The organism is Curvibacter fontanus, assembly GCF_054780335.1.
Genome location: NZ_BAAGWN010000009.1, coordinates 80,199 through 86,307, shown reverse-complemented (window position 1 = coordinate 86,307; position 6,109 = coordinate 80,199). Strand labels below are relative to the sequence as shown.

Here is a 6,109-nt window from a genome sequence, read left to right as displayed (position 1 = left end):
GTGGTCACCGCCAAGGAATTCAAGGCCGACGCCAAGGCCACGGTCAAGCGGGCCAGCGAGGTGGCGGATGACGACCTGATCCTGGACATCGGGCCCGAAACCGCGAAGAAACTGGCCCTGCAATTGAGGACCGCCGGCACCATCGTCTGGAACGGCCCGGTGGGCGTGTTCGAGTTCGCGGCCTTCGAGAACGGCACCCGGGAGATCGCCCGGGCCATCGCCGAATCGAGCGCCTTCAGCATCGCGGGCGGCGGCGACACCCTGGCGGCGATCGCCAAGTACGGCATCGAGCAGCAGGTGGGCTACATCTCCACGGGTGGCGGCGCCTTCCTGGAGGTGCTGGAGGGCAAGACCCTGCCGGCTTTCGAGATCCTGGCGCGGCGCGCCCGGGCTTGAGCTGCACCGGCCTTCGTGCAACGGCCCCGACGGGGCCGTTTCATCTTGTTGTTCCGGTGTAACTAATTTCATGCCAGAATAGAAATTAAATTACAACGGAGACTGATACATGACGCGTCGTGCGACCAAGATCGTTGCCACCCTCGGCCCCGCCTCCAGCGACCCGGCCCTGCTCGAACAGATGATCCGTGCCGGGGTCAACATGGTCCGGCTGAACTTCAGCCACGGCAAGGCCCAGGACCATATCGACCGCGCCCGCCTGGTGCGCGAGGCCGCCAAACGCGCCGGCCGCGAGGTCGGCATCATGGCCGACCTGCAGGGCCCCAAGATCCGTGTGGGCAAGTTCGCCGAGAACAAGGTGCAGCTCAAGACCGGTCAGAAATTCGTGCTCGATGCCAGCCGCGCAGAACCGGGCGACATCAACGGCGTGGGCCTGGACTACAAGGAGCTGCCGCAGGACGTGAAGCCGGGTGACCTGCTGCTGCTCAACGACGGTTTGATCCTCATGGAGGTCGAAGCCGTCAAGGGCCAGGCCGTGCACTGCAAGGTCACCATGGGCGGCGAGCTGTCCAACAACAAGGGCATCAACAAGAAAGGCGGCGGCCTGACGGCGCCGGCCCTGACCGCCAAGGACATGGAGGACATCAAGACCGCCATGAGCTTTCAGGCCGATTACGTGGCCGTGAGTTTCCCGCAGAACGCGACCGACATGGAGATGGCGCGCCAGCTCTGCAACGTGGCTGCGGCCGAGTACAACCACAAACCCCTGCTGATCGCCAAGATCGAGCGCGCCGAGGCCATCCCGAAGCTGGAAGAAATCCTGCGCGCCAGCGACAGCATCATGGTTGCCCGCGGCGACCTGGCCATCGAGGTGGGCAACGCCGCCGTGCCGGCCCTGCAAAAGCGCATGATCAAGATGGCGCACGAGATGGACAAGACGGTGATCACCGCGACCCACATGATGGAGTCCATGATCAACAACCCCATGCCCACCCGCGCCGAGGTCAGCGACGTGGCCAACGCCGTGCTCGACGGCACCGACGCGGTGATGACCTCGGCCGAAACCGCGGCCGGCAAGTTCCCGCTGGAAACCGTGATCGAGATGGCCAGCATCTGCGTGGCGGCCGAAGCGGCCGAAGAGGTCAAGCTGGATGCGGACTTCCTGGGCAAGACCTTCTCGCGCATCGACCAGTCCATCGCCATGGGGGCCCTGTTCACGGCCTACCACCTGGGCGCCAAGGCCATCGTCGCGCTGACCGACAGCGGCTCCACCGCCCTGTGGATGAGCCGCCACCGCGTCCACATCCCGATCTACGCATTGACGCCCAGGGTCTCGACCCAGCGCAAGATGACGCTGTTCCGCAACGTCAGTCCCCTGCTGATGGACACCAGCGCTGACCGCGATACCGCCTTGGAACAGGCCGAAAAGCACCTGAAGGCGCGTGGCATCGTGCAAAGCGGTGACGTCTACGCCATCACCTGCGGCGAACCCATGGGTTCGCCCGGTGGCACCAACATGCTGAAGATCTGCCGCGTGGCCTGAAAGGATCGGCCTGGTTTTTACCCAGGCCTTTATTCCATGGGCTCGGGCCTTTGAATCCATCCAGGCATCTGCTGCGTACCCCAGAGATGCCTGATGCGAATGCCCAACACACCATGCTGCGCTGCCTGCGCGCATGGGCCCTGCTCCCGCTGGCGCTGCTGAGCGCCTGTTCGTCCACCGAGCTGCTGGACAAACTGGTGCCCGATGACAGCTATGTCCCGTATCCTTCAGCCGCTTATGGCGCCGATCCGCGCCAGCAGCTCGACGTTTACCTGCCACTGCCTTCGGCTTCCTCCAGCGCGGCGCGTCCGATGGTTGTGTTCTTTTATGGGGGCAGCTGGAGCAGCGGCGAGCGGGCCAGCTACCGCTTTGTCGGCGAGGCGCTGGCCTCGCGCGGCGTGGTCACCCTGGTGGCCGATTACCGCCTGAGCCCTCAGGTGCGCTACCCGGCATTTCTGCAGGATTCGGCGGCGGCCGTGTCATGGGCCTTCGCGCATGCCGCCGAGCTGGGGGCCGATCCCGGGCGCATCTATGTCATGGGGCACAGCGCCGGTGGCTACAACGCGGCCATGCTGGCGCTCGATCCGCGCTGGCTGGCGCAGGTCGGCCTGCGGCCGCAGCAGCTGGCGGGCTGGATCGGTATTGCCGGACCGTATGACTTTTTGCCCATCGGTATCCCCGAAGTCCAGCAGGCGTTTGACTGGCCGAGCACCCCCGCCGATTCGCAACCCCTGATGCACGTCAGCGCCGCCGCACCGCGCACCCTGCTGATTGCCGCCAGCAACGATGCACTGGTCAGCCCGCAGCGCAATACCCTGGCATTGGACCGGCGCCTGCGCGATGCGGGTGTGCCCACCCACACCCATGTGCTGGACCGCGTGAGCCATGTCACGGTGCTGGGCGCCCTGGCGCGGCCATTGAATTTTCTGGCGCCGGTGGCCGAGCTGGTGACGGATTTTGTCAAGGTGCCCGTGCCAGACCAGCCCCAGGCATTGGCGGGCAAGTAAAATCGGTGGTTACCGACCCGTTACCAACTTTCCTGGGGATACCACCATGGCACTCGTCTCGATGCGCGAGCTGCTGGACCACGCCGCCGCCCATGGCTACGGCATTCCGGCTTTCAACGTCAATAACCTGGAGCAGGTCCAGGCCGTGATGGCCGCCGCCGACGAAGTCGGCGCGCCGGTCATCCTGCAGGCCAGCGCCGGAGCCCGCAAGTACGCCGGCGAGCCCTTCATCAAGCACCTGATCCAGGCGGCGATGGAGGCCTATCCCCACATTCCCCTGGTCATGCACCAGGACCACGGCACCAGCCCCAAGGTCTGCGAAGGCGCCATCGGCCTGGGCTTCGGTTCGGTGATGATGGACGGCTCGCTCAGGGAAGACGGCAAGACCCCCGCCGATTTCGCCTACAACGTGGACGTGACCCGCAAGGTCGTGGACATGGCGCACAGGGTCGGCGTGACCGTCGAAGGCGAACTCGGCTGCCTGGGCAATCTGGAAACCGGCGACGCCGGCGAGGAAGACGGCATCGGCGCCGAAGGCAAGCTGGACCACAGCCAGATGCTGACCGACCCCGAGGAGGCCGCCCAGTTCGTCAAGGCCACCCAGCTCGACGCCCTGGCGATTGCCATCGGCACCAGCCACGGGGCCTACAAGTTCAGCCGCCCGCCCACCGGAGACATCCTGGCCATCAGCCGCGTGAAGGAAATCCACAAGCGCATCCCCAACACCCATCTGGTGATGCACGGTTCCTCCTCCGTGCCGCAGGAACTGCTGGCCGTCATCAACCAGTACGGCGGCAGGATGAAGGAAACCTACGGCGTGCCCGTCAAGGAAATCCAGGAAGCCATCAAGCACGGCGTGCGCAAGATCAACATCGACACCGACATCCGCCTGGCCATGACGGGCGCGGTGCGCAAGTTCCTGGCCGAGAACCCGGACAAGTTCGACGCCCGTGAATGGCTCAAGCCCGCCCGCGAAGCCGCCAAGCAGGTCTGCAAGGCGCGCTACCTGGAGTTCGGTTGCGAAGGCCAGGGCGCCAAGGTCAAGGGCCAGGGCCTGCAGATCATGGCGGGCAAGTACGCCAAGGGCGAGCTGGCCCAGCTGGTGAACTAAGACAGCGATCTCTTTCTTGCGATAATTGCAGGCCCGGCGTTCCAGCGCCGGGCTTTTCTTTTTCAGGCCCCACCATGACCTCTGCCCTGCACACTTCCAGCCTCACTTCCCTGCCGCTGCTCGCGCGCGGCAAGGTGCGCGACAACTACGCCGTGGGCGAGGACCGCATCCTCATGGTGGCCTCCGACCGCATCAGCGCCTTCGACGTCATCATGGGCGAGCCCATCCCGGGCAAGGGCGAGCTGCTCACCAAGATGGCCCTGTTCTGGTTCGACCAGCTGGGCCACATCTGCCCCAACCACCTGACCGGCGCCGCGCCCGAGAGCGTGGTGACACCGGCCGAGGTGGCGCAGGTGCGGGGCCGTGCCATGCTGGTGAAGCGTCTGAAGCCCATCCCCGTGGAGGCCGTGGTGCGCGGTTACCTGGCGGGCAGCGGCTGGGCCGAGTACCAGGCTGGCCAGTCGGTCTGCGGCGTCAAGCTGCCGGCGGGGCTGAAGAATGCCAGCAAGCTGCCCGAGCCCATCTACACGCCCGCGGCCAAGGCCGAGATGGGCGAACACGACGAGAACATCACCTTCGAGAAGACGGTGGACATGATCGGCCCCGCGCTGGCCGCGCAGATTCGCGACATCTCGATTGCCATCTACAAGGCAGCGAGTGAGATCGCCCTGAAGAAGGGCATCATCATTGCCGACACCAAGTTCGAATTTGGTCTCACCCAGGACGGCAAGCTGGTGCTCATGGACGAGGTGCTCACGCCGGACTCCTCGCGTTACTGGCCGGTGGAAGGCTACAAAGAGGGCGCCAACCCGCCCAGCTACGACAAGCAGTTCCTGCGCGATTGGCTGGAGACGGCCCGGGTCGATGGCCGGCCCTGGGGCAAGAAGGCGCCCGCGCCCAAGCTGCCGCAAGAGGTGATCGAGAAGACCGCGGCCAAGTACCGCGAGGCGCTGACCCGGCTGACCGCCTGAGCGCTCTCTGTCGGACGATACGCGAGGATTGAACCAGGGCACCCGCGGAACTGGCTCTGCCAGGCCGCTGGGTGCGCCCCCCTTGAGGGGGAGACGCGAAGCGTCTCGGGGGGTGTTTCAGTTCAGCATCATGCTGAGCTTGCGGCGATAAGCCGAGACCAGGGCCGCCTGCTCGTCCTGCTCCACCGTGGCGTGGCCGGCCAGTTCGATGCCGCCGGCTGTCTTGCCGCTGGCCTCGGGGCCGCTGGTCTTGGGCTTCGGGGGGGTGAGCAGCTCCAGGATGGCAATGAAGGTCTTGCGCGGGGCCTCCCCGCCCCACTTCTTGTCGCGCATGATGATCTCCAGCAGTTCGTCCAGCGCGCCCACCCATTCGTTGGCCACCATCAGCAGGCGGGCCTTGGCGAAGCGGGCTTCGAAGTCACGTTTGTCGGTGGCGATCAGTCCGTCAAACTTCTCCAGCGGCCACTCGCCGCGCGGGTCGTTGCTGACGAACTCGATCGCGTTGAGCCACTGCTGCAGGGCCTCGAAGCGCAGCGGCACCGGAATCTGCGCCAGCGCCGGGGCCAGCGCACTGGCCGCCTCGGCCAGGTGGCCTGTGCCGATCAGCAGCTTGGCGTAGTCGTAGCGCAGCTCGTCGTTGCCGGGCTCGGCCTGCAGGGCCTCGTTCATGCGGGCGATAGCGCCATCGATGTCACCTGAGGCCAGAGCCTCCTGGGCTTCGTCGGGCTCTTCCTGCGCTTGCAGCCGGCCCTCGCCGGGCAGGTGCTTGTCGAGGAACTCGCGCAGCTTGCCTTCGGGCAGGGCCCCCATGAAGCCGTCCACCGGCTTGCCGCCCATCATCAGCACGCAGGTCGGAATGCTGCGGATGCCGAAGGCTGCGGCCAGTTCCTGCTGTTCGTCGGAATTGACCGTGGCGAGCACGAAGCGGCCTTCGTAGGCGGTTTCCAGTTTTTCCAGAATGGGGCTCAGGGACTTGCAGGGGCCGCACCAGGGGGCCCAGAAGTCCACCAGCACGGGCACGGACTGGGAGGCGTGGACGACCTCGGTTTCGAAGTTTTCGGTGGTGATGGCTATCATTTGG

General features: G+C 65.7%; 6 protein-coding genes. 5 read left to right on the top strand and 1 reads right to left on the bottom strand.

Features of this window, described 5'->3' with window-relative positions; translation table 11 throughout:
- The 5 genes from pgk to ACYVH8_RS05270 form a co-directional block, all read left to right on the top strand.
- The coding region (gene pgk / locus ACYVH8_RS05290; RefSeq protein WP_460487836.1) for a phosphoglycerate kinase at positions 1-396 on the top strand (396 nt) is incomplete at its 5' end.
- Between the two features lie 109 nt (positions 397-505).
- Positions 506-1,939 (top strand): pyruvate kinase, encoded by a 1,434-nt coding sequence (pyk, locus tag ACYVH8_RS05285; protein WP_460487835.1) that lies wholly within the window; start codon positions 506-508, stop codon positions 1,937-1,939.
- A 113-nt stretch (positions 1,940-2,052) separates the two neighbouring features.
- Entirely contained in the window at positions 2,053-2,946 is an 894-nt protein-coding gene (locus ACYVH8_RS05280) for an alpha/beta hydrolase (RefSeq protein ID WP_460487834.1), read from the top strand.
- A gap of 46 nt (positions 2,947-2,992) precedes the next feature.
- Positions 2,993-4,057 (top strand): class II fructose-bisphosphate aldolase, encoded by a 1,065-nt coding sequence (fba, locus tag ACYVH8_RS05275; RefSeq protein WP_460487833.1) that lies wholly within the window; start codon positions 2,993-2,995, stop codon positions 4,055-4,057.
- A 74-nt stretch (positions 4,058-4,131) separates the two neighbouring features.
- Positions 4,132-5,028 (top strand): phosphoribosylaminoimidazolesuccinocarboxamide synthase, encoded by an 897-nt coding sequence (locus tag ACYVH8_RS05270; RefSeq protein WP_460487832.1) that lies wholly within the window; start codon positions 4,132-4,134, stop codon positions 5,026-5,028.
- Between the two features lie 117 nt (positions 5,029-5,145).
- Here the strand turns inward: ACYVH8_RS05270 and trxA are convergent, their stop codons facing one another.
- Positions 5,146-6,105 (bottom strand): thioredoxin, encoded by a 960-nt coding sequence (trxA, locus tag ACYVH8_RS05265; protein WP_460487831.1) that lies wholly within the window; start codon positions 6,103-6,105, stop codon positions 5,146-5,148.
- Positions 6,106-6,109 lie beyond the last annotated feature (4 nt).